Origin of the sequence: Gilliamella sp. W8128 (assembly GCF_016100545.1) — a bacterium.
In the GTDB taxonomy this organism is placed as follows: Bacteria; Pseudomonadota; Gammaproteobacteria; order Enterobacterales; family Orbaceae; genus Gilliamella; species Gilliamella apis.
The window spans coordinates 32,043-54,491 of sequence record NZ_JACFSE010000011.1 but is presented as its reverse complement, the minus strand read 5'-3'; the positions used below and the strand labels follow the sequence as shown (position 1 = coordinate 54,491).

Here is a 22,449-nt window from a genome sequence, read left to right as displayed (position 1 = left end):
ATAAATCATAAAATTGGATTGACAAGGATATCTGATATGGATTATAATTTTCAACACACAACACACAACACACAACCTGCCCAACTTATAATTTCACCTTTCTAAAGTTAAGCTCATACCGTTTATTATTTCACCGCAGTTTATTATTTCGACAATTTCCAAAATTTCCGCAATTCCGGCAAAATTTTTCAAAATTTCTTGGTTTAGCCTGTTTATCTCGGCCGATGGTTTTGGTATTAACCGTAATTGTTTTACAGTCTATCTCTTTTTCTAATTATGCATTAACCACTAAAACGACCAATATTATTTATGGCTCAGCGCCTTATTTAACCTTTGATGGAGGTCGAACTCGGGTAACAAATACTGAAGCGCTACTCGGGATATCGCTTTCTGATGGAAGAACATTTACTCCGACAACCAATAATTCGAGTTCAACTAATCCTATTGAGTTACCTGTTGTTGGTCAGAGTGTTAATGATATTGGTATGTTAATACCAACGGATACTAATTCTATTGCATTAAGTTCACTTATTGGCACACCGTATAATTATTGGGGTGATGATGATGGCGATGGTCAGGGAGTTAATGGTGTCACCGCTACTGGTAGTTTAAATTTATCTATTGTCGATAAAAATAATCAAGCTGTTGCCCGTAATGAAGTGCCGACTATTTGTAACGGTAAAGCGCCTTATAAACTAACGTTATCTAATACTAACGGTAGATTAAAAACACGTTATGGTGTGCCTAATGAAAGTTATTTTACGGCAGGTAATGTCACTTATTATATTAAACCTAAGGGAACGGCAGCGATTTGTTATGCAAGACCTAACTTAAGGGGTAGTGGTATTTCTGCTGCCATTTGGAACCCTGATAAGGGTTTTCTAACCCAGTCAGTTACGCCATCGTCTTATAGTTTAAACTTCCCGACTACTGGTGCTAATAATTTATATTTTGATTTAGATATTAGTGGTAGTACTCAGGCCTTATCTTGGGCTCCGGTTTCTCATGGTGGTATTACGGCGACGATGACCGATTCAACAAATACCAGCGTTCGAGTCACCCTAACAGGTCCTGCCGTTACAGACCCTAATCAATGGGAATCAGAAAATCCAGATAGAATCGCCAGACTATCTTTACCGCAGACATTTGAGTTAGTCGGTCGTGATAGCAGTGGTAATGCGGTGGTCAAATATGGATTTGAGTTAAAGCAGTGGTTTGTTAATCGTGGTAATTATGCAAGTACCCATTCTAGTATAGAATCTTGGTGTAATAGTTTTGGATACCGTGTTCCAAAGGTCAAGGAATTAACTAATTCGGTTTGTCGGGAATGGAATTCAGGTCCTTATTGTCGAGGTGCAGTAAGTGCAACGCCTTCGTCACCTGATGAGGATTTCAGACGTCATATTGGTGCAGGATTTTTCACGGAATGGGGGATAATGAGCTCTTACACTGGATACCCTGGAGCCAACTTCAAAGGAGATTACAGTAATGGAGGGCCGTATTTGACGAGTGATAAGTCGAGTCATAACAATCTAATCTTTGTGATTGATGGGTATTATAATGGTTGGGTGCGTTGGACATATACCAACGGCAAAGCCTACGGACTCTGTGTCTATCCTTAGCTATTATTTCTTAATCCTTAGTTATTGAAACTGAGGATAAGAAAAATAATGTTAGGACATTAAACAATCATTGTCTTGCCAAGGCAATGGCGTTGACGAAGTCGGCGATAAAAGCGAACGCAGGCGGAAGGCAGTCACATCGTGACCACTTGCGTGGTCGCCGCGGGAGATTGTAAAGAGGATTGGCGCCAACCCTCTTAACTCGGACGTAATCGCCGTATAGAAACAACCGCAAAACAACAAACGTCCGAAACTCAAACAACCAAAAATTTTGAGGAACGGGGTTTTTAAAACTTAAATTCCTACTTATTGCTAACCCTTTTTTTTGACTTAAAATAAAATAATTAAAAATCAATATGTTGAAAAATGGCTCAAAAAAAGGGTTTTTAATAGTAAAATTGCGCTTTTTCTTTTTGCCAACTGCATTTATAGTATATTGGATTCTAGTTCACTACCGTGTAGGTAGCTTAGAAATGATAAGAAGAAAACTAAGAAAACCAAGAAAAGTTTACTACCGTGTAGGCTTTTTAGTTAGTAATTAAAATGGATTTTTAGTATTTAAAACTCGCTGTTCTCAAATATATCTATGAAATAATTAAAACGCTTATATAAGCGTTTTAACTCTGATTAATATCATTATATCTACTATAAACTATTAGAACATTAATAGTTGTACAATTAAATTGCAGTCATATAGACCTGATTATTCAGTAAGTTTTTAGGATCAAACTGTTGTTTAATTGCACGCATTAATTGGCGATTTGCTTCAGGAATGGCAGCATTGTAATAATTTACTTTCGCCGTTCCGATGCCATGTTCTGCTGAAGGCAAACCTCCTAATTCAAGACATTTTTGATAAAGCGCTTGGTGAACATTTTGCAGATCAGATTGCCATTGTTTGTCATCACGATTATCACGCAAAATGCATAGATGAATGTTACCATCACCAGCGTGACCAAAGGCTAACATGCGCATTTGAGTTTGTGCTTCTAGCTGTTTAGTGAAATTGATAAAATCGCTAATGCGATTTATTGGTACCACAATATCGATCGGATCTTGTTCGGTGATTGCTTCAACTGCACGTACTAGCGAACCACGAATCGTCCAGATTTGACTGGTTTGATTGCTATCTTGAGCAACAAAATAGTCACACCCGCCTAAATTTGCTAGCAGTTGTTTGCGTTGTTGTTCAATGGTTTGTAGATCGGAACCATCAAGCATAATAATTAGATAAGCTTGGCTATTTGGTAGTGGGAATTTAAAGCCTGAGTACTGTTCACCCCACTGTGCGACTTTACGTTCAACAAACTCCAATGCAGTAGGTGTAAGGGTATGTAATACGGTGGTAATACTGTTAATAGCTTGTTCAATAGTGTTAAAACCAACAATAAAAGTTTGTGATACTTTTGGTTTGGCTATCAGTTTTAAAGTACATTGTGTGATAATACCTAAAGTACCTTCACTGCCGATAAAAAGGTGTTTTAAGGCTAGTCCAGTGTTGTCTTTAACATTTTTACTGCCAATATTTAATACACTACCATCAGCCATTACAACTTCAATTGCTTGCACATAATCTCGAGTCACACCATATTTTACCGCCCGCATACCGCCAGCATTAGTACTGATATTACCACCAACGGTGGCATTTTTAGCGCCCGGATCTGGCGGATAAAAAAGGTCATGTTGTTCAACAAACTGTTGCAGGTCTTGCAGTAAAATACCCGATTGCACAGTGACGGTGAAGGTTTGCTTGTCTAGTTCAACAATATGATTCATCATCGATAAATCAAGAATAATACCGCCATTAGGAATAGTAGAGCCGACTAAGTTAGTGCCAGCACCACGGGTAGTAATATTAAGATTATTGGTATTAGCGTATTTAACAATGCCAGCTACTTCTGCTGTAGTTTTGGGGTAGACTAATATCTCGGCATAGCCATATTTTAATTTTAAACCATCAGTTAAATGCGATTGTGGAATAGCATTTTTTGCAATGATACGTTTAGGATCTGTAATAATGTCTGTGAGTTTGTTCATGCTGAATTACCGACTATTTATAACTTTTATCGAAGTGGTTAGCTAACTTGTCACCAAGATATTGAATCACCATCACAATAAAAATAAGAATAATAATACATAAAATGAGGATTTCGGTTACATAGCGTTGATAACCATAACGAATGGCTAAATCACCAATACCACCACCGCCAACAACCCCCGCCATTGAACTAAAACTAATAAGCGAAATGGTGGTAACCGTTGCGTGTCGAATTAATTGTGCCATCGCTTCTGGAAATAAAATACCGAATATAATGCGGATATGCGATGCCCCACTTGCTACTGCTGCTTCGATCACCCCTTTATCTATTTGACTAAATGCATTTTCAGCTAACCTAGCATAAAATGCGATAGCTGCAAGTGAAAGAGGGAAAATTACCGCTTTGGGTCCTACAGTCGTGCCGACGAGTAACGCTCCCAAAGGTAGTACGGTAACCATTAAAATCAAAAAAGGAATTGAACGAGTGGCATTGATGATAAAATTAGCGATACTATTGATAATTCTGTTTTTGAAAAAGAATTGATTTGACATTAAAAACAGTAATAAACCTATGAGTGTACCGAATATTAGACCAGCTAATAATGACCAACTTACCATGATAAATGTTTCGTAAGCTGCTTGCCATAACATTTGCGCCATTTCGGCAATGGTGAGCTTTATCATTAATTTATTTCCTCAATAATAACTTCTTGCTGTGCTAACTTTGTTATCAGTTTTTGAATATTATCAGGTTCCCCAATAATTTCGATCACCAAATTACCTAACGCTTGGTTATCAAAATACTCTATAAAACCATGTAAGATATTGAATGCCACTTGAGTTTCAATTGCTGATTGATATAGTATTGGTTGGGTAGTGTTTTCGTTAATATAACGCAAACGTACCAATTTACCTTTGGCATTTTGTTTGATGATATCAGGTAAATGAGTGTTTTCATCAATATTGAGAAATTCTTGCGTGAAGGGCTGTTTAGGGCAGGCAAACAGATTAAAAGTAGTATTCATTTCCACTATTTCGCCCTGTGACATTACTGCAACTCGATGACAGATCTTTTTAACCACATCGATTTCATGAGTAATGAGTACTATGGTCAATGCAAATTTTTGATTAAGCTCTTTTAATAAATCAAGTATTGCGCTAGTGGTAGTTGGATCTAATGCACTGGTCGCTTCGTCACACAATAGAATTTTTGCATCATTGGCAAGTGCTCTAGCAATGCCAACTCGCTGCTTTTGCCCACCACTGAGTTCGGCAGGGTAGGCATTAGCTTTATCACTTAACCCAACTAAAGCAAGTAATTCGTTGACTCTATTTTTTACAGCATCGCCTTTTTTTCCTGCTGCTTTGAGCACAAAAGCAATATTTTCATAGACGGTTTTCGATGTCGCCAAATTAAAGTTTTGAAAAATCATCCCAACTTGAAAACGAAATGCTTGCAGTTGACGACCGTGCAAGGTTTTTATGTCAACGCCATTGATAATGATTTGTCCGGAAGAGGGATCAGCAAGTCGATTAAGGGTTCTTACTAATGTACTTTTACCTGCACCGCTCGAGCCGATAATACCGAAGATCTCACCTTGATTAACATCAAATGAGACCTTTTTTACGGCTTCAATCACTTGCTGGTTTGCTTCGAATCTTACCGAAACATCTTTTACCTGAATTAATGGGTTAGTTTGCATAATTAAAATAACTGATAATCTGGTTTTTGGAAGGTATAGAAAATACCATTTTTATCATTAATCACTTGAGCAAATTCTGGTGATTTAAGTACTTCGATAATGTCTTGACCTAATTTATCTTTAGATTCATTGCGAATCGCAATAACATTTTTTAGATCTTTATCTAATACTTCTTGATAAAGTGCTTTTGAAAGATCTAATCCAGCACCGATGGCATAATTGCCATTAACTACTGATAATACAGCACTATCTAAAGAACGTGGTGTTTGTGGTGCTTCAATAGGTACAATATTTAAACCATAACGATTTTCGATTACGTTGTTAGGGGTGAGATTATTTTTATCCACATTTGGATCGAGTTTAATTAATCCAGCAGCTTCTAAAATACGTAATGCTCGAGCTTCATTGGTCACGTCGTTAGCTATCGTGACTTGATCACCTTGTTTTAACTGTGAAAAATCAGTGATTTTATTTGAATAAATTCCAGCACCAGCAGTTGGTACAAAGCCAACGGCAGTAATATCTAAATTACGCGCTTGTTTAAAGTTATTAAGGTAAGTTAAATGTTGAAACAAATTAACATCGATCTCTTTATTGGCTAATGCTAAGTTTGGTTGAACATAATCGCTAAATTCACGAATTTCTACTTGATAACCTTTCTTTTCAAGACCAGGTGCGATAGCTTGTTTAAACATATCTCCATATGGCCCAGCGGCAACACCTACGGTAATTTGATTTTCTTTTTTAGCATTGTCACAACCAGTTAAGACAATTAGGGACGATAAAATAGCTAAACTAGCCACAATTAGTTTTTTAAACATGATAATTTTTCCTTGAGTTTGGATAATCTTTCTAAAGCTGCAATTAGCGTTGGTTCTTGTTTTGCAAAATGGAAGCGAATATAGCGATATTCAGGGTGCTTAAAAAAGGCGGAGCCTGGTACGGCAGCTACACCAACCTCTTTAATTAGCCATTCGCAAAATTCAAAATCAGTGTTAAAAGGATTAATCTCTGAAATATCAACTAATACATAATAAGCACCTTGAGGTTCATAATAAGTAAGTCCTAAGTCATCTAATCCCTTTAAAAATAAACGACGTTTATCAGTATAGATTTGGGTTAATTTTTGGTAGTAATCTTCACCTAAAGCTAATCCAGCACAAGCAGCTTTTTGTAATGGTGCTGCAGCACCAACGGTAAGAAAATCATGAATCATCTTGCAACCATCAATAATTTTCTTATCAGCAATAATATAGCCAAGTCGCCAACCAGTTATCGAATAGGTTTTCGATAGTGAGCTACAGCAAATTGTTCGCTCTTTCATATTAGGGAAACTGGCTAAATAAAGATGTTGATGTGGTGCATAAACCATATGCTCATAAACTTCATCGGTAATAATGTAAGCATCAAACTCAATAGCTAGTTGGCTAATATAGTCAAGTTCTGCTTTGGTAAATACCTTACCACAAGGATTGCTAGGGTTACATAAGATTAACGCTTTGGCTCCTTGCTCAAAAGCTTGTCGTAGTTGTTGCTTATCAAATTCGAAGGTAGGTGGAATGAGTGGCACATAGATTGGCGTCGCATCAGACAAAATAGCATCCGCGCCGTAATTTTCATAAAAAGGAGAAAAGATAATCACTTTATCTTTCGGATTACAGACTGTCATCACTGCGCACATCATTGCTTCGGTACTACCACATGTTACCAACACATTTTCATCTGGATTGATATCAATATTCATTAATTTTTGTTGTTTTTTTGCTAACAGATGGCGAAACTCGGCTGAACCCCATGTGATTTCATATTGATGAGGACCATCATCCGCAACTTGTTTTAACGCATCAATTAAAGGCTTAGGAGGCTCAAAATCAGGAAACCCTTGTGACAAATTGATTGCTTGATATTGATTAGCGATCCGAGTCATCCGACGGATAACTGAATCAGAAAAGTGATCGAGTCGATTGGCTAATTTATGCATTGTTTTTTTTGTTTATTAAAATTATGAAGCAAGTGATTATAATATAAAAACTTAATTTAGCTGTTAAATAATATATTTATATATAGTTATATTTTTTTTTTATAACAAAGTTAATAATTGATATTAGTTATGCAAAAAATTTTGAGGAGAGCACTTTTTTAAACGTGAAAATTTATGAAAAAAGGGGACTCATAATTTATATTTTTCTATCAAAGTAAACAAATAAACCTGTATAACTTGATCTTATTCTACGTTAAAATAGCAATCTTATTGTTATGACATACTAAGGAATCAACCTAATGACAACTGAATTGACAACGCTTGATAAGATTAAACGACAAATTGCCGAAAATCCGATTCTTCTTTATATGAAAGGGTCGCCAAAATTACCAAGTTGTGGATTTTCAGCACAAGCGGTTCAAGTATTATCACAATGTGGCGTACCTTTTGCCTATGTCGATATTTTACAAAATCCCGATATTCGAGCTGAATTACCAAAATATGCTAATTGGCCAACTTTCCCACAACTTTGGGTTGAAGGTGAATTAGTGGGTGGTTGTGACATTATGTTAGAAATGTTTCAGACTGGTGAATTGCAGACCTTGATTAAACAGACTGCTGAAAAACATAAACCATAATTGTTTATTTTGTCTATAAAAAAGCAGGATGTAAAAAAAGAGTGTATGTAAAAAAAGAGTGTATGTAAAAAAGAGAGTTCGCAACTCTCTTTTTTATTTATAATTTTGACTTTGTTTTTAATCTAATGGCTGCTCAGTTTCTGCTTTAGTTTGCTGATCGTTATGCGGTAGTGGCCAACCGCCAAGTCGTTTAAAGCGATTAACAATTTCACAAAATAAAATTGCTGTTTTTTCGGTATCGTATAAGGCACTATGGGCTTGTTTATGATCGAATGGCATTTCCGCTGCTTCACACGCTTTAGCGAGAACGGTTTGACCAAACACTAATCCACTAAGCGAAGCCGTGTCAAAAGTAGCAAAAGGGTGGAAAGGATTACGCTTTATGCCTGCTCGTTCTGATGCTGCCATTAAAAAGCTATGGTCGAAATGAGCATTATGAGCAACAATAACTGCGCGGCTACAGTCATTGGCCTTAATACCATTTCTCACGAGTTTAAATATTGCTTCTAATGCAACTTTTTCATCAACTGCATCACGTAATGGATTATTAGGATCAATACCATTAAATGCTAAAGCTGTCGGCTCCAAAATTGCATTTTCAAATGGGTTCACATTGAATTGTAGCGTTTCATCGGGTGCTAAAAAGCCCTTTTCATCCATTTTTAACGTAATAGCTGCAATTTCTAAAATTGCATTTTGATTAGGATCAAAGCCTGATGTTTCAATATCAATTACAACAGGATAGAAACCACGAAAGCGTTCACATAATTTAGCGTTTGGCACAATACATTGTCTTATTTTTGCAAAAATTGTCGGCTATTATGCCAGTTTTTGCTTATTTCGACTAGATTAACCGTAATTTTTAACCAGTTCACTTTGATCAAAAAATGGAAGCGTAGGAAGCTTAAGATATTATTTGAGAAAATTTTGCTTAGATTACCTAAGTTTTTTTATACATCGAAATATTAAATGTCTCGCTAAAGGAATTGAATAATAATTACGATTAACTTAATTATGATAATTAAGCCTATAAAAAAACATAACAATAAATTACAAAATGTTGGCTAAGTTATTTAAATAATATGATGAATGATAAATTAATTTATCATTCATCTAAGTATCAATCTTTATATTCGGCCATAAAACGATCGGCGTCATCCACCATTGATTTAATGCCTACAAAAAATGGTGTACGTTGATGTAATTGCTCTGGTTCCATATCTAAAATTCGTTGGTATCCGTTAGTTGCTTTTCCTCCAGCTTGTTCTGCTAAAAAAGCCATTGGATTTGCTTCATATAACAAGCGGATTTTACCTTTAGGGTATTGAGCTGTATTAGGGTAGATATAGATACCACCTTTTAATAGGTTTCGATGAAAATCAGACACTAATGAACCGATATAACGTGAAGTGTAAGGGCGATGTGTCTTATCATCCTCTTCTTGGCAATACTTGATATATTTTTTGACTCCGGTAGGAAATTTAGAATAGTAACCTTCATTAATCGAATAGGTAGTAGCTTGTTTTGGGAAACGGACATTTTCATGGGATAAGCAAAAAACGCCCAATGAAGGGTCATAAGTAAAAGCATGTACACCACAACCTGTAGTATAAACTAACATAGTCGATGACCCGTAAATAATATAACCAGCAGCGACTTGTTTATAACCAGGTTGCAAAAAATCTTGTTCTGAAATAGGGGTGCCTATTTGGGTAATTCTGTGATAAATTGAAAAAATTGTACCGACCGATACATTTACATCAATATTTGATGAACCATCAAGTGGATCCATTAACACGACATATTTTCCTTCGGTTGCGCGATCTTTACCAAAAATAACCAAATTATCTTCTTCTTCAGATGCTATACCTGCTATGACTCCTCGAGCTTCAAGTGCATTTTTTAACGTTTCATTAGCAAAAACATCCAGTTTCATCTGTTTTTCACCTTGAATATTTGCTGCACCATTTTCGCCTAAAATATCAATTAATCCTGCTTTATTTATATCTCGATTAATAACCTTAGCACCTAATTTAATCGCCGAAATAAGGGCGGTTAATTCTCCTGTAGCATGAGGGAACTCTGCTTGTTTTTCAATAATAAATTCACCGAGGGTTTTCATTGTTTAATAAATCCTTTATATCAATGTTTGTATAATATAAATTTCAATAGTTAAATCGAAATCTATTTTCGATAATATACGTGAGATATTTTGAGAAAGCGACTATAATTAGCTTGTCGTTAGTTAGTTTTTTGCGTGAAAAAAGTTTAATTAATTCAAAATGTTTGATTCCATCTGTGTTTTTTATGCATAGAGCGGATTAAATTTAAAAAGTGAGGTTATTTTGCATCAATTTGAACTTCAAAGAGTCATTAATAATGAATTGCAAGTGACAAGATATCATGACTATGCACCAAATGGATTACAGGTTCAAGGACGATCGGAAGTTAAAAAAATTGTGACAGGGGTCACTGCTTGCCAATTATTGTTAGATAAAGCCGTGGAACTTAATGCTGATGCGGTGTTGGTTCATCATGGCTATTTTTGGAAGAATGAACCACAAACTATTACCGGAATTAAATATCATCGAATGAAAACCTTACTCAAACATGATATTAATTTATATAGTTATCATCTGCCATTAGATGGCCATCCTGTTTTAGGTAATAATGTATTGCTAGGACAAATGCTGGATATTGCAGTTGATAAGCGTGAGGATATTAGCGATCTGTTATTCAAAGGTACTTTACATAATCCACTTACTGCGCTTGAGTTCAAACAGAAACTCGAGCAAAAATTGCATAATGGCCAAACTTCAGTGCTATTTTGTGGTGATAATGCGCCAGCGGTAATTAATCGAGTGGCATGGTGTAGTGGTGGAGGTCAAGAATTTATTGAATCAGCTGCTCTGCAAGGCGTTGATGCATTTTTCACTGGTGAAGTATCTGAACGTACTATTCATATTGCTCGTGAATATGGTATTAACTTTTATGCCGCTGGTCATCATGCAACTGAGCGTTGTGGTATCAAAACATTAGGCGAATGGTTATCAGAACACTATGAGTTAGAAATTATTTTCGTTGATATTGATAATCCTGCATAACAAATGTTGAATTTAAATAAGAAATATCGCATACTTATTCGCAGTTTTTTTAATCTTTAAGTTGTTTTAACAACCAAAAATATGAGAGGTCGCTTTATGTTTACAGGAAGTCTGGTCGCACTTGTTACTCCAATGGATACGAAAGGCAATGTCGACCATGTAAGCTTAAAAAAATTGGTCGAATATCATATTGAAAGTGGTACTTCTGCTATTGTTTCAGTAGGAACTACTGGCGAATCCGCAACACTCAATCATCATGAACATATTGATGTTATTAAACGGACTATCGATTATGCTGATGGTCGCATTAATATTATTGCTGGTACTGGTTCAAATGCTACCAAAGAAGCGATCGAATTAACTCGTCAAGTTGAAAATATTGGTGTGGTAGGCTGTTTAACTGTGGCACCTTATTATAATAAACCAACCCAAGAAGGCCTATATCAACATTTTAAAGCTATCGCAGAGAATACCGCATTACCGCAAATCCTTTATAATGTACCAGGTCGAACTTGTAGTGATATTAAGCCAGAAACTGTAGGTCGATTAGCAAAAATTAAGAATATTGTGGCATTAAAGGATGCAACAGGCGATCTTTCTCGTGTATACAAGACGCGTAAATTGGTTGGCGATGAGTTTAAGTTATTAAGTGGTGATGATGCAACTTTCTTAGATTTTATTATTTTAGGGGGTAATGGGGTTATTTCTGTTACCGCGAATGTGGCAGCCAAACAAGTAGCAACGGTTTATGAGTTGGCAATTAATAATCAAATTCAACAAGCTAGAGCTTTAAATGATACTTTAATGGCGTTACATACAAATTTATTTATTGAACCTAATCCAACTCCTGCAAAATGGGCTTGTACCCGATTAGGTTTAATGGCAAATGGCACTATACGTTTACCATTAGTCCCATTAAGTGATGCAGCTATTCCGGTAGTTGAGCAAGCATTAAAAGATGCTAATTTACTGTAAAATTAACTATAACCCTTAATTTATAAGCAGGAATTTATGTTGAATAAAACTGTATTAAAATGCAAAGCCTTTAAAAAAATAGCTATTTTATCTGCATTTGCTTCTATATTTCTTGTTGGCTGTAGTAGTGATCAAAGTTATAAACGAGAAGTTGAAGGTAATGATGACTACCTTAACTCACCGCCCTTAAAAGCGTTAGTTATTCCTGAAGGTGTTTCTGTACCAGTAGAAGCCGGTGATTTTTATGTCGATAACAACGATATTGAAGGTGCATTAGGTAAACAACTTGATATTCGTCCACCGACGGTGCCGATTCCTACAATTGATGATGCGTTTGTGATTTATAATAATGGAACGGTAACGTTCAATGCACCAATTAGTTATGGTATTTGGAATAATATCCCAAACTCATTAGCGAAACAAAATATTTCGATTATCACAAGTGACAATAATACGATTAAAACAGGTAATTCTATTATTGCTCGTGGTGATGAACAACAACCGGTTGATGCATCATATATTTTTAAACGTCAAATATTGGGTGAAACAGAAACAATTACCATGGTGTTGGATACATTAACACGCGGTAATGAAAATCTTATGTCGCAACCGATCGAAGTTCAGCGTTATATCGTTGGATTATTTAATCAAATAATGGATGATGTTGCTCCTGAATCGCTACGAACCGTACCGGTTAAAGAAAAAACAGATGAAGACAAAAAAGATGATAAAGAATCAGATCCAAATAAAACGTTAAAAGAAGATCTTAAAGATGAGATCCGTGATGGCATCAGAAACGATCGCTAATTTAACGATCCGATTATTTATCATTTAAACGAGTTAAAACAGCATAAAATCTATTTTAACCCAGTAGTGGAGTAACTTTTGATTAACTTTATTGATACTATAATGGAAGATTATACAATAAGGTAACAATACTTGATTTGAAATTAAGGGGCGAATAGCTCCTTAATTATTTATTGGCAATTTGATATAAGGTTATGAACATGAAGAAGTTGGCTGAGCTTTATCGTGGTAAAGCAAAAACTGTTTACACCACTGACAATCCTGATTTATTGATACTTGAGTTTCGTAATGACACGTCTGCCTTTGATGGACTGCGCATTGAGCAGTTAGATCGTAAGGGGATGGTGAATAATAAATTTAACTATTTTATTATGACAAAGTTACGAGAAGCAGGTATTCCAACTCAAGTTGAAGCCTTATTATCAGACAATGAAGTATTAGTTAAAAAACTTGATATGGTACCAGTTGAATGTGTGGTGCGTAACCGTGCAGCTGGTTCATTAGTTAAGCGTTTAGGTGTTGAAGAGGGCAAAATCCTTAATCCACCAACATTTGAACTTTTCTTAAAAAATGATGCACTACATGACCCAATGGTTAATGAGTCACACTGTAAATCCTTTGGCTGGGCAACTGACGAACAGTTAGCTACCATGAAGGAGCTTAGCTTTAAAATCAATACCGTTTTAACTGAGCTATTTGATAAAGCGGGCTTAATTCTGGTTGATTATAAGTTAGAGTTTGGTTTATTTAAGGGTGAAATTACTTTAGGTGATGAGTTCTCGCCAGATGGTTGTCGTCTATGGGAAAAAGAAACCTTGAAAAAAATGGATAAAGATCGCTTCCGTCAAGGCCTTGGTGGTGTTATTGAGGCTTATGAAGAGGTTGCCAAACGTATTGGTGTTCCACTTTAATGTTTGCCCAATTTGATATCTCTTTCTTTCTTTTATTAGGTTTAGCTGCACTGTGTTATATTACGCATAATAACACAGTGACCTTTGCGGTGTTGCTACTGTTGTTATTTAAATTAACACCACTAGCAACCTATTTTCCGTTCTTAAATCAATATGGCTTAACCATTGGTATTGTTATCTTAACCGCAGCAATGATGGTTCCTTTGGCTGATGGATCATTAAAAATCACTGAAATTTTAAAATCATTTACTACTTGGCAATCGATTTTAGCGATTTTAGTTGGTATCTTGGTGTCATGGTTAGGTACTCGAGGAATATCATTAATTGGTGCACATCCCACTATTGTTAATGGTTTAATTATTGGTACCTTGATTGGGGTTGCTTTTTTCAAAGGCGTGCCAGTTGGACCATTAATTGCAGCTGGTATATTGTCACTACTAATTGGAAAAAGTTAATTAATGCTAAATCCTAATAGCACCAGAAAATTATGGGTGTTACAAGGTTGTCGTACCCAATTACTTAATCAAATTAACGCTATAATTAATCAATATCCTGGTGATTGGATTACGGTCACTATGCAGACTGATTTATCGGACTCTATTCACCATTATATTAATCCAAATCAAACTAAATCTTTACTTGGGCAAGAGTTCAAGCATGCCATTTTTGATGCTACTGACGGTTTTAATCTGGATGCTTTTGCTATGTTAGCAGGTACCTTAATTAAAAATAGTGTCCTTATTTTGCTACTGCCTGAAAGTTATTCTAATTGGGTTGATCGAGATAGTTTACGTTGGAATGAATCAATCACCCCAATTATGGTACCTAATTTTATTCGCCATTTACAGCAAACATTGTTGGAATTTGCACATGTTGATATGCCAATTATTCAATCCTTGGATAATCAAGATAGTGATGTAACTCAACAGCAAATAGTACTAACACAATTATTGCAAAGTGATAGTTCATTAAATATATTAATAGCTAAACGAGGCCGTGGAAAATCAGCATTAGCAGGGCTGTTTACTCACCATCGGAGATGTTGGGTAACAGCACCCAATAAAAATGCATTAGTTACTTTTTTCCAGTTTGCTGAGGCTGATATACCATTCTATGCACCTGATCAATTAACGGTAATGGATGATCATCAATTTCCTGATTGGATAATTATTGATGAAGCTGCCATGATACCATTACCAATGCTAGAAAAAATATTGCAATTGGCATTGTCTAAACAAAGCAAAATTTTACTGACCACCACAGTAGAAGGTTATGAAGGTACTGGGCAAGGTTTTTTACTAAAGTTATTAAAAACACAATCCACTAGGCGATTTTATTTAGATAAACCAATCCGTTGGCAAGATAACGATGATTTAGAACGGTTAACTGATAAATTGTTACTCAATGGCGTATCAACTAGCGATATAAAATCGGAAATTGATGAGCATAAAATTAGCTATTCTATCACTGAAAGGCATGATATTGACGCACTAAAAGCAATTTTTTATTTATTGAAAATGGCGCATTATCAAACAACATTAGTTGATTTAAGAAGGTTATTTGATGCAGAAAATTTGTCGGCTTGGCAAGTCAACCATAACGAACAACTTATTGCAGCAGCAGTAACGATTAATGAAGGTAATTTGCCAAATAAGTTAATTGATGATGTATGGCGAGGTATTCGCCGACCTAAAGGTAATTTAGTTGCACAATCACTGGTAGCTCATGCAGGTGAAAAACTGGCAGCCAAACTTAAGTCGGTTAGAATTAACCGTATTGCGGTTATTGAACCTTATCGACGTCAAAAGATAGCAAGACATTTAGTACAGCATATTTATCAACATGCAACGATAAATGATAATGATTTTATTTCAGTTAGTTTTGCTTACAGTGAAGCAAATTATCAGTTTTGGCTTGCTTGTGGATTTGTATTGGTACACATTGCTAGCCATAAACAAGCTAATTCAGGTAGTTATTCTATGATGGCGATAAAGCCAATTACTCAGCAAGGTCATCTGCTAACACAACGTTTAGTACAACGTTTACAACGTAATGCCTATTGGCTTGCGTCGATTATCGATTTGCCGTTTAATCAATTGTTAACAATCGATGATCAGCAAAATTTATCTTTAGATGATTATCAAGTTTTACAAGGATTTTGTGATTATCATCGACCGTTTGAAGCTTGTTATGCTTCATTGTGTCGTTTGGCTAATACAAATGTTAACCATAGTAAAACACCAATGCCATTACTTAAAGCATTAGTGCTACACAAGATTAGTGAGTCAGAATTAATAAAACAATATCAATTAACTGGCCGTAATCAATTAATTAAGTCAATTAAACATGAAGTCAAATCATGGTTTACGAATAACCAACCTGACTGTATGTAAACCAATTAATTTAATACCAAAAAAGCGTAAAGTGTATTGCTGTCGAATTTAATCTACGTTTAAAATGTCGCCAAATTAATGTAAAAGGAATAAATTGTGACAACACCTATGTTAGAACAACAATCGAATCATCAATATTCAAATCCTAACCAAAGTCGAAAACCAAAAAGCGGTATTGAATATTTTTTTGAAGGATGGACATTAGCATTTAGCCCAGGCCTAAAACGGTTTGTCTTCTTACCATTACTTGCTAATATCATTATTATGTCGGCACTTTTTTATTGGTTTTTTGTCTCAATTACTGGCATGGTTGACTGGGGCTTATCATTTTTGCCTAGTTGGCTACATTGGTTAGGTTATATTATCAGTTTTATTGTGATTTTGACCTTGGTAATCTTATTTTGTTATTTTTTTAGTACTATCACTAACATTATTGCAGCTCCTTTTAATGGCTTGCTTGCTGAGCAGGTTGAAGCACAATTAACCGGAATTCCTGCACCAGATACTTCATGGATCAGTTTGATCAAAGATTTGCCTCGAATTTTAAAACGAGAATTACAAAAGTTAGCTAATTATTTATTGTGGGCGATTCCCATTTTACTTAGCTACTTTATTCCTGTCATAGGCCAATCAGTTACCCCAATAGTTTGGTTTTTATTTACCGCATGGCAGATCAATATTCAATATGCTGATTATGCATTTGATAATCATAAGGTATCTTTTTTACGTATGCGTCAATTATTAAAACAACATCGAGGGGATAATTTATTATTTGGCATTTTAATTAGCTTTTTTACCATGGTGCCGTTATTTAATTTAATTATTATGCCAATTGCGGTTTGTGGTGCGACAGCAATGTGGGTAGATCGTTATCGTCACCAAGCTGTTTTTGCTAGTCAAAGTAATGATTTTCGACAATAGATAAACTAGTTTTGCTTAGGTTGAGATGGCCAGTCGTCATCTTCATCATCATCACTATATGGGATAGGTTTTATCCCTTTCTTTTTTTCTAAATAATGTTTATAGCTCAGTTTATTTAGTGCTTTAATGGTATTAATAAAAATTCCAATCAACACGATAATAATTAGCCACCAGTAATCTTTAAGCCATTCCATTACTATCTCCTTAGCATTATAGGTTTACTACTAATTAGTTGATATGCGTGTATTGTCATTCAGATTCACGCAACACGCAAATATCAATTAACTGAGCAAATATTTAAGCAAGTAACAATTTTTCTAAAATATCGATATAAATAGCTTGTAATGTAATGATATCTTGGCAATTAACATTTTCATTTACTTTATGAATGGTTTTGTTGATTACACCAAATTCAATAACTTGACATCCCAATTTAGCAATAAAACGGCCGTCAGAAGTACCGCCACTGGTTGATAGTTTGGTATCAATCTTTGTAAATGCTTTAATGGCACTAGCTGTTGCATCGGTCAGTTCACCTTGGGGGGTTAAAAACGGTTGTCCAGACAATCGCCAGTTCAAGGTATAGTTTAAGTTGTGTCTTTGTAAAATAGCATCGACTTTTGACTTAATCATCTCATCGGTCAACTCACTACTATAACGGAAGTTGAATTGAACAGATAACTCACCAGGCACTACATTTTCAGCACCAGTTCCACCATTAATGTTAGCCACTTGCATCGTGGTTTGAGGGAAATATTGATTACCATTATCCCATACTGTTGCGACTAACTCATTTAGCGCTGGTGCAAATCTATGCACTGGATTATCTGCAAGATGAGGATAAGCAACATGGCCTTGAATACCATGCACGACTAAATTTGCCGTTAAAGAACCTCGTCGACCATTTTTAATTTGATCGCCGAATACACTATCACTTGATGGTTCACCGACAATACAATAGTCAATATGTTCTTGGCGTTTTATCAATAAATCAACTACTTTAACAGTACCATCGCTGGCATCAGCTTCTTCGTCTGAAGTAATTAAGAAAGCGACTCGTCCAGCATGATCAGGATATTTTTTGACAAATGATTCAGCAGCACAAACCATAGCAGCTACACCACTTTTCATATCTGCAGCTCCACGACCATAGAGTATGCCATTTTTATCAATAGTAGGTTCAAAAGGAGGGTAGTTCCATTTACTTTCATCACCAGCTGGTACAACATCAGTATGACCAGCAAACATCAGGGTTTTTCCTGCTAAATCACCATGATAGGCCCATAGGTTTTTAGTATTGCCGATATTGACTTCTTCAATAACAAAACCTAGTGGTTTTAAGCGTTCGATAATTATTTGTTGGCAATTTTTGTCATCAGGGCTTATTGATTTTTCAGCAATCAATGCTTTGGTTAGGGCAATAACGGGTTCAGTCATGGTGATCTCGATTTTATTGTTGAAGTTTAACAAATTCTGAATAGCTTTCTTCAGAAAAGCCTAATAATGCTCGTTTACCAGCAATAAGCAATGGTCGTTTTAAAATTGATGGGTTGGCTAACATAACTTTAATTGCAGCATCTTGATTATCAATTTGATTGCGTAGTGCTTCATCCAATTTACGCCAAGTTGTACCTCGAGTATTTAGTAAACTTTGCCAATCAACTAATTTTAATAAATCGTTTAATAATTCTGCTGATAAGCCATCAGTTTTATAATTATGAAATTGATAATTAATTTGATGCTCATCAAGCCAAGTAAACGCTTTTTTCATGGTATTACAATTTTTAATGCCATAAATAATATACATAGCTATATACCTAAAAAGAGATAGAAAAAATTGATTATAACAGCTAATCATAAAAGACGGCAAACAAGGGAGCTGTAGAGATTAATTTAATATTCAACTAACCCAACAACAATTGAAATTTTTATACAAATGGCAAAGAGGAAATTGTTTGCCAATTATCATGGAAAATTTTATAGAAAGTATAAAACAACAGTTACCAAAAAATTAGTTTATAACTTTTATCAAATTTTGTGGAGTAAAAATTTTGGCTGAAAATTATCGTTATTTAACAAAATACTAACTAGCATTATTACTAAATGAGTTTTTTATAATTATTTTATTTATTCAGACAAAATCTTGTAAATTACTGATTTTTTATTTGTGATTATTGGTAACTAATTTTACAATAGAAACTTAATTTATATGTTAGGTTATATAAAATGTCTATTGCTGTTGTAGAAGTGAATTGTAAATCGATTCTACATAATATTGAATTTTTTAGGAAAAAATCTCCAAATAGCACTTTAATGGCTGTGGTTAAAGCAAATGCTTATGGTCACGGTATGGAAGGTGTGGCTAAGTTAGTTGAAGATAGGGTTGACTGTTTTGGCGTTGCGCGTATTTCTGAAGCCATAGCGTTACGACAATCAGGTATTCGAAGTTCTATTGTACTTTTAGAAGGCTTTTTTCCTCACGATGAAATTAATGATTTACTGGATTTTAATCTACAACCAGTTATTCATTCTAGTTGGCAAATTGATGCATTAAATACCATTCCCTTTGCAAACGAAATCACAGCTTGGTTTAAAATTGATACAGGCATGCACCGTTTAGGTTTTCATCTTGATGAAGCAGTGACAGAATTTAATCGATTAGCCGACTGTAATGTTATTCGTCATCCAATCAATATTATTAGCCATTTTAGTAGCGCTGATGAATTAAGCTCAACACAAACGAATAAACAAATGGCATTGTTTGATGAGTTTATTCATTCGCTTGATGCTAATTTGGTGGGTAGTCAGCAATCAATAGCTGCATCTGGCGGTATACTTGCTTGGCCTAATTCTCATCGTAATATGATTCGACTAGGTATTGCTTTATATGGAGTTTCACCATTTACTGATCAGGTCGCAGATATTGAACCAGTTATGACACTTAAATCAGAGTTAATTACGGTTCGTAAACACCTAAAAGGACAATCGGTCGGTTATGGACAAACTTGGACTAGTGAAAGTGATACCACTTTAGGCGTTGTTGCAATGGGATATGGTGATGGTTATCCACGAGGTATTCCCGCTAATACCCCTGTAAGTATTAATGGTCGAATTGTACCTATTGTCGGTCGCGTTTCAATGGATATGATTGTGGTAGACTTAGGACAACATAGCCAAGATAAACCGGGTGATGAAGTTATTCTTTGGGGCAAAGAGTTACCCGTTGAACAAATTGCCGAGCATACAGGGATTAGTGCTTATGAGTTATTAACGCGCTTAACATCACGCGCAAAAATTCGTTATAAAGATTAAGTTATGATTAAAAAATTATTTGTGTACACGTTACTGACGTTAGTTTTAATTGTCGGTGGTTCATTAGGTATTGGTTACTATTTTTTACAGAAATTTTCACAACAACATATGAATATCACTACAGATAATCAAATGTTTGTATTAAAAAAAGGAACCTCATTACATCAATTAGTTGAGCAAGTAAAGACTAGTAATTTGATGCAACAAGCTTACTTGCTTCCGTATTTATATAAACTCGATCCATCATTAAGCTCCATAAAAGCAGGTACTTATCAATTACATCCTCATATGACCGTTGAAGAATTTTTAAAGTTACTTGTATCGGGTAAAGAAAGCAGTTTTTATGTACAATTTGTTGAAGGAAAGCGTGCTAAAGATTGGTTAAATGTGCTTAGTAATACGCCTTATATTCAGCAAACATTAACGGGTAAGTCTCATGATGAAATTGCTAAATTGTTAGGTATTGATGGCCCATTAGAAGGTTGGTTATCACCTGATACTTATCAATATACTGCAGATAGTCTTGATATCAATATTTTGAAACGGGCATATTTAACTATGAAGACTAATCTACAAAAAGTATGGGATAATCGCGATAGTGATCTACCTTATAAATCCCCTTATGAATTGTTGATTATTGCTTCAATTATTGAAAAAGAAACAGGTATCAGTTCTGAACGTGCGAACGTTGCCTCTGTTTTTGTTAACCGTCTAAAAGCAAATATGAAGTTACAAACTGATCCAACCATTATTTACGGTTTGGGTGAGAATTATACTGGCACAATTAGGCGTATTGATTTGACTGATACCAATAATCCTTATAATACCTATGTAATTGAAGGATTGCCACCGACACCGATTGCGATGCCTAGTTTGGCTTCGCTTGAGGCAGCGGCTCATCCAGCAAAAACCAAATATCTGTTTTTTGTTGCTAATGGAACCGGTGGGCATACGTTCAGCAGCACTTATAGTAACCATCAACAAGCGGTGAATGAATATCGTCGACTAACGAATAATAATTAATTTATTCAATACTACAGCCACACTTTGTGGCTGTTTTTTTAGCTAAAATACTTTCAATCATCCATTCTTTGGTTAGTTGATAATTCATCAAGTTTCTTTATCAACTTTAATAAGTCATCAACATCCATTTCTTGCTGTTTAAATGCTTCTTCAAAATAAGGATGAAGGGCAAATTTTGGTAATTCAGCATTAGCATCGATTAATGCTTGCATTCGTGGGATAAATATCCACTGTAACCATTCATAGGGTTGCATGGTATCAAGCGCAAATGGCTGTTCACTCAAAAACGCCTCAGCTGCTGGAGGCGAAGGTTGCCAAAGTGTCAATCTTTGTAATTCATCTTTAATCAATCTTAATTGATTAGTCATTAAATCTATTTGTTTATGATAATTAATTAGTGATCGGTAATACTGCCAATCAAAATAAGGTCCTGGATCTGTTTTCCTTGTTGGGGCAATATCACTATGGCCAGTAATATGTTTAATTGGATAGGTTTGTTGTAATAATTTGGTTACTATGGCCAGTTGCTGATATTGTATTTCGGTAAAGTCCTCAGTATCACAACCTTCCATTTCAATACCAATTGAGAAATCATTACAATTTTCCTTGCCAGCAAAGATAGATTTGCCTGCATGCCAAGCCCGTTTATCAAAAGGGACAAATTGAATAATTTCACCATCACGTCTTATGAACAAATGGCTTGATACTTGTAATTGATAAATTTCAGCAAAATAGGGGTGTGCGTTTGGGTCTAGTTTACCTGTAAAGAGTTGTTCGACATAAGGACCGCCATATTGCTTAGGTGGTAGGCTAATATTATGAATAACCAGTAATGAGATAGGTTGATCTTCTGGACGGTCATTATAATAAGGCGATTTTATTTGCTTAATATTTTTAATCCAACCATCAACAATTTTTAAAGGCATAATAGCTCCGATACATTTAGATTTGCTATAAATTTCGATCTGTTTCACAATTTTAATTACCACTGTGATGATTGTGGTGATCATTTTGTATTTCA

General features: G+C 35.2%; 22 protein-coding genes and 1 pseudogene. 11 read left to right on the top strand and 12 right to left on the bottom strand.

Annotation, left to right across the window (positions count from 1 at the left end; all coding sequences use genetic code 11):
* Positions 1–224 precede the first annotated feature (224 nt).
* On the top strand, positions 225–1,622 hold the full coding sequence (locus H3U97_RS10910) for a hypothetical protein (RefSeq protein WP_198198958.1): 1,398 nt from the start codon (positions 225–227) through the stop codon (positions 1,620–1,622).
* Between the two features lie 678 nt (positions 1,623–2,300).
* Here H3U97_RS10910 and H3U97_RS10905 read toward each other — a convergent pair.
* Genes H3U97_RS10905 through H3U97_RS10885 form a run of 5 tightly spaced genes read right to left on the bottom strand, consistent with a single transcriptional unit; the run spans position 2,301 to position 7,344 of the window.
* A complete protein-coding gene (locus H3U97_RS10905) occupies positions 2,301–3,659 on the bottom strand; it encodes an FAD-binding oxidoreductase (protein ID WP_198198957.1) in 1,359 nt (452 codons plus the stop codon).
* A 13-nt stretch (positions 3,660–3,672) separates the two neighbouring features.
* Entirely contained in the window at positions 3,673–4,344 is a 672-nt protein-coding gene (locus tag H3U97_RS10900; RefSeq protein ID WP_366939966.1) for a methionine ABC transporter permease, read from the bottom strand.
* The gene (locus H3U97_RS10895; RefSeq protein ID WP_198198956.1) at positions 4,344–5,363 is read right to left on the bottom strand and encodes a methionine ABC transporter ATP-binding protein; all 1,020 of its coding nucleotides are present in this window, start codon (positions 5,361–5,363) and stop codon (positions 4,344–4,346) included. The genes H3U97_RS10900 and H3U97_RS10895 overlap by 1 nt, the downstream gene beginning before the upstream one ends.
* Before the next feature lie 2 nt (positions 5,364–5,365).
* Positions 5,366–6,184, bottom strand: coding sequence for a MetQ/NlpA family ABC transporter substrate-binding protein (locus H3U97_RS10890; protein ID WP_198198955.1), 819 nt, complete (start codon positions 6,182–6,184; stop codon positions 5,366–5,368).
* Positions 6,169–7,344 (bottom strand): pyridoxal phosphate-dependent aminotransferase, encoded by a 1,176-nt coding sequence (locus H3U97_RS10885; protein WP_198198954.1) that lies wholly within the window; start codon positions 7,342–7,344, stop codon positions 6,169–6,171. The genes H3U97_RS10890 and H3U97_RS10885 overlap by 16 nt, the downstream gene beginning before the upstream one ends.
* Before the next feature lie 311 nt (positions 7,345–7,655).
* Between H3U97_RS10885 and H3U97_RS10880 the strand changes: the two genes are divergently transcribed.
* Positions 7,656–7,982: a Grx4 family monothiol glutaredoxin gene (locus H3U97_RS10880; RefSeq protein ID WP_034903461.1), complete on the top strand. Its 327-nt coding sequence runs from the start codon at positions 7,656–7,658 to the stop codon at positions 7,980–7,982.
* Positions 7,983–8,099: 117 nt separating this feature from the next.
* Here H3U97_RS10880 and rnt read toward each other — a convergent pair whose 3' ends face one another.
* Positions 8,100–8,765, bottom strand: a complete 666-nt coding sequence (gene rnt / locus H3U97_RS10875) for a ribonuclease T (protein WP_199283322.1) — start codon at positions 8,763–8,765, stop codon at positions 8,100–8,102.
* 337 nt (positions 8,766–9,102) lie between these two features.
* The gene (gene fbp, locus H3U97_RS10870; protein WP_086319970.1) at positions 9,103–10,104 is read right to left on the bottom strand and encodes a class 1 fructose-bisphosphatase; all 1,002 of its coding nucleotides are present in this window, start codon (positions 10,102–10,104) and stop codon (positions 9,103–9,105) included.
* A 223-nt stretch (positions 10,105–10,327) separates the two neighbouring features.
* On the opposite strand from fbp, the gene H3U97_RS10865 reads away from it, so the two are divergent.
* From H3U97_RS10865 to cysZ, 7 genes are all read left to right on the top strand, one after another.
* Positions 10,328–11,086, top strand: coding sequence for a Nif3-like dinuclear metal center hexameric protein (locus H3U97_RS10865; RefSeq protein WP_198198953.1), 759 nt, complete (start codon positions 10,328–10,330; stop codon positions 11,084–11,086).
* 96 nt (positions 11,087–11,182) lie between these two features.
* Positions 11,183–12,061, top strand: coding sequence for a 4-hydroxy-tetrahydrodipicolinate synthase (gene dapA, locus H3U97_RS10860; protein ID WP_065578206.1), 879 nt, complete (start codon positions 11,183–11,185; stop codon positions 12,059–12,061).
* A gap of 36 nt (positions 12,062–12,097) precedes the next feature.
* Positions 12,098–12,868, top strand: coding sequence for an outer membrane protein assembly factor BamC (gene bamC, locus H3U97_RS10855; RefSeq protein ID WP_198198952.1), 771 nt, complete (start codon positions 12,098–12,100; stop codon positions 12,866–12,868).
* Positions 12,869–13,068: 200 nt separating this feature from the next.
* The gene (gene purC, locus H3U97_RS10850; RefSeq protein WP_065651639.1) at positions 13,069–13,779 is read left to right on the top strand and encodes a phosphoribosylaminoimidazolesuccinocarboxamide synthase; all 711 of its coding nucleotides are present in this window, start codon (positions 13,069–13,071) and stop codon (positions 13,777–13,779) included.
* The gene (locus H3U97_RS10845) at positions 13,779–14,234 is read left to right on the top strand and encodes a DUF441 domain-containing protein (protein WP_065578209.1); all 456 of its coding nucleotides are present in this window, start codon (positions 13,779–13,781) and stop codon (positions 14,232–14,234) included. Before purC ends, H3U97_RS10845 begins: the two co-directional genes overlap by 1 nt.
* Before the next feature lie 3 nt (positions 14,235–14,237).
* Positions 14,238–16,172 carry a tRNA(Met) cytidine acetyltransferase TmcA domain-containing protein gene (locus tag H3U97_RS10840; RefSeq protein ID WP_198198951.1) on the top strand — a complete coding sequence of 645 codons (1,935 nt, stop codon included), beginning with the start codon at positions 14,238–14,240 and terminating at the stop codon, positions 16,170–16,172.
* 108 nt (positions 16,173–16,280) lie between these two features.
* Positions 16,281–17,093: a sulfate transporter CysZ gene (gene cysZ, locus H3U97_RS10835; protein WP_065578244.1), complete on the top strand. Its 813-nt coding sequence runs from the start codon at positions 16,281–16,283 to the stop codon at positions 17,091–17,093.
* A 5-nt stretch (positions 17,094–17,098) separates the two neighbouring features.
* Here the strand turns inward: cysZ and H3U97_RS10830 are convergent, their stop codons facing one another.
* The 3 genes from H3U97_RS10830 to H3U97_RS10820 all read right to left on the bottom strand — a co-directional run bounded on the left by H3U97_RS10830 (position 17,099) and on the right by H3U97_RS10820 (position 18,900).
* Positions 17,099–17,287: a YpfN family protein gene (locus H3U97_RS10830; RefSeq protein ID WP_065578211.1), complete on the bottom strand. Its 189-nt coding sequence runs from the start codon at positions 17,285–17,287 to the stop codon at positions 17,099–17,101.
* A gap of 103 nt (positions 17,288–17,390) precedes the next feature.
* Entirely contained in the window at positions 17,391–18,530 is a 1,140-nt protein-coding gene (gene dapE, locus H3U97_RS10825; RefSeq protein ID WP_198198950.1) for a succinyl-diaminopimelate desuccinylase, read from the bottom strand.
* 13 nt (positions 18,531–18,543) lie between these two features.
* Positions 18,544–18,900: an ArsC family reductase gene (locus H3U97_RS10820; protein WP_198198949.1), complete on the bottom strand. Its 357-nt coding sequence runs from the start codon at positions 18,898–18,900 to the stop codon at positions 18,544–18,546.
* A 419-nt stretch (positions 18,901–19,319) separates the two neighbouring features.
* Between H3U97_RS10820 and alr the strand changes: the two genes are divergently transcribed.
* Positions 19,320–20,405 (top strand): alanine racemase, encoded by a 1,086-nt coding sequence (gene alr, locus H3U97_RS10815; protein WP_198198948.1) that lies wholly within the window; start codon positions 19,320–19,322, stop codon positions 20,403–20,405.
* Positions 20,406–20,408: 3 nt separating this feature from the next.
* On the top strand, positions 20,409–21,428 hold the full coding sequence (gene mltG, locus H3U97_RS10810; protein ID WP_065614253.1) for an endolytic transglycosylase MltG: 1,020 nt from the start codon (positions 20,409–20,411) through the stop codon (positions 21,426–21,428).
* Positions 21,429–21,481: 53 nt separating this feature from the next.
* Here the strand turns inward: mltG and H3U97_RS11635 are convergent, their stop codons facing one another.
* Both H3U97_RS11635 and ampD read right to left on the bottom strand, forming a co-directional pair.
* Complete coding sequence (locus tag H3U97_RS11635) at positions 21,482–21,796, bottom strand: YqcC family protein (RefSeq protein ID WP_370545691.1); 315 nt, start codon at positions 21,794–21,796, stop codon at positions 21,482–21,484.
* Positions 21,797–21,820: 24 nt separating this feature from the next.
* Positions 21,821–22,354, bottom strand: a pseudogene (ampD, locus tag H3U97_RS11630) (1,6-anhydro-N-acetylmuramyl-L-alanine amidase AmpD); the annotation flags it as partial.
* Between the last annotated feature and the right edge of the window lie 95 nt (positions 22,355–22,449).

What these genes read in the sequence shown, in the direction of transcription:
- H3U97_RS10840 (WP_198198951.1), top strand. Translation starts at nt 14,238, where the DNA reads ATGCTAAATCCTAATAGCACCAGAAAATTATGGGTGTTACAAGGTTGT.
- bamC (WP_198198952.1), top strand. Translation starts at nt 12,098, where the DNA reads ATGTTGAATAAAACTGTATTAAAATGCAAAGCCTTTAAAAAAATAGCT.
- H3U97_RS10905 (WP_198198957.1), bottom strand. Translation starts at nt 3,659, where the DNA reads ATGAACAAACTCACAGACATTATTACAGATCCTAAACGTATCATTGCA.
- H3U97_RS10900 (WP_366939966.1), bottom strand. Translation starts at nt 4,344, where the DNA reads ATGATAAAGCTCACCATTGCCGAAATGGCGCAAATGTTATGGCAAGCA.
- dapA (WP_065578206.1), top strand. Translation starts at nt 11,183, where the DNA reads ATGTTTACAGGAAGTCTGGTCGCACTTGTTACTCCAATGGATACGAAA.
- H3U97_RS10830 (WP_065578211.1), bottom strand. Translation starts at nt 17,287, where the DNA reads ATGGAATGGCTTAAAGATTACTGGTGGCTAATTATTATCGTGTTGATT.
- H3U97_RS10820 (WP_198198949.1), bottom strand. Translation starts at nt 18,900, where the DNA reads ATGTATATTATTTATGGCATTAAAAATTGTAATACCATGAAAAAAGCG.
- H3U97_RS10890 (WP_198198955.1), bottom strand. Translation starts at nt 6,184, where the DNA reads ATGTTTAAAAAACTAATTGTGGCTAGTTTAGCTATTTTATCGTCCCTA.
- H3U97_RS10885 (WP_198198954.1), bottom strand. Translation starts at nt 7,344, where the DNA reads ATGCATAAATTAGCCAATCGACTCGATCACTTTTCTGATTCAGTTATC.
- mltG (WP_065614253.1), top strand. Translation starts at nt 20,409, where the DNA reads ATGATTAAAAAATTATTTGTGTACACGTTACTGACGTTAGTTTTAATT.
- H3U97_RS10910 (WP_198198958.1), top strand. Translation starts at nt 225, where the DNA reads ATGGTTTTGGTATTAACCGTAATTGTTTTACAGTCTATCTCTTTTTCT.
- H3U97_RS10895 (WP_198198956.1), bottom strand. Translation starts at nt 5,363, where the DNA reads ATGCAAACTAACCCATTAATTCAGGTAAAAGATGTTTCGGTAAGATTC.
- dapE (WP_198198950.1), bottom strand. Translation starts at nt 18,530, where the DNA reads ATGACTGAACCCGTTATTGCCCTAACCAAAGCATTGATTGCTGAAAAA.
- cysZ (WP_065578244.1), top strand. Translation starts at nt 16,281, where the DNA reads ATGTTAGAACAACAATCGAATCATCAATATTCAAATCCTAACCAAAGT.
- alr (WP_198198948.1), top strand. Translation starts at nt 19,320, where the DNA reads ATGTCTATTGCTGTTGTAGAAGTGAATTGTAAATCGATTCTACATAAT.
- purC (WP_065651639.1), top strand. Translation starts at nt 13,069, where the DNA reads ATGAAGAAGTTGGCTGAGCTTTATCGTGGTAAAGCAAAAACTGTTTAC.
- H3U97_RS11635 (WP_370545691.1), bottom strand. Translation starts at nt 21,796, where the DNA reads ATGACTAATCAATTAAGATTGATTAAAGATGAATTACAAAGATTGACA.
- fbp (WP_086319970.1), bottom strand. Translation starts at nt 10,104, where the DNA reads ATGAAAACCCTCGGTGAATTTATTATTGAAAAACAAGCAGAGTTCCCT.
- H3U97_RS10845 (WP_065578209.1), top strand. Translation starts at nt 13,779, where the DNA reads ATGTTTGCCCAATTTGATATCTCTTTCTTTCTTTTATTAGGTTTAGCT.